The following is a 657-nucleotide window of genomic DNA, read 5'->3' as shown; positions in this document are numbered from 1 at the left end:
TACAACCCCAGCAGCTCTTTTTTACCCTCAACGGTCAGACCCAGAATCGTGTAGACGGCTTTCGATATGAAGCGACCGTTCTCTTTGATTTTATAGTGAATTGCATCCAGCCAGACGAAGGGATACAGCGGCTCCAGATCCCGCTCCTGCCATGCTCTGAGTTCAGGTACCAAACGGTCGGTGATGGTGTTGATAGTGCCGTTGGAGATACTCATGCCGTAAAGATCTAAGATGTGTTCGCGGATGTTCTGATAGCTGTTACCAAGAGCGAACAGAGAGAGGATCTTCCCCTCCATCTCGTCGGTCAGGCGGGTCTGATACTTCTTGACGGTCTGAGGTTCGAACGTGCCATTACGGTCTCTCGGCGTTTCCAGCTCAAATTCACCTGACGATGTTTTAACCGTCTTTCTGGAGGTGCCATTCTTGCGGTTGGCAGAAGTTTCATTCGTCAGGTGCTCGTCCAGCTCTGCTCCCAAAGCGGCTTCGGTGATCTGCTTGATCAGCGGCGTGAGCAGGCCATCCTTGCCATTGAGGTTTTGCCCGGACTGCAGCGCTTTGGCGAATGCCTGGATATCAATTTCGTATTTATCAGCCATGATGTGTCTCCCCCCTTTTTTAGGAAGTGTAGGAAAAGACACAAAACTTTGAACACTACCC

1 protein-coding gene is annotated in these 657 nt (G+C 50.7%); it reads right to left on the bottom strand.

All coding sequences use genetic code 11. The annotated features are described in order from the left end of the window. The coding region (locus tag L6J37_RS21240) for an IS256 family transposase (protein ID WP_237796524.1) at positions 1-596 on the bottom strand (596 nt) is incomplete at its 3' end. Between the last annotated feature and the right edge of the window lie 61 nt (positions 597-657).

Origin of the sequence: Photobacterium sp. WH77 (assembly GCF_022014395.1) — a bacterium.
GTDB lineage: Bacteria > Pseudomonadota > Gammaproteobacteria > Enterobacterales > Vibrionaceae > Photobacterium > Photobacterium arenosum.
The sequence above is the reverse complement of the archived record's forward strand: the minus strand, read 5'-3'. Positions and strand labels throughout refer to the sequence as shown.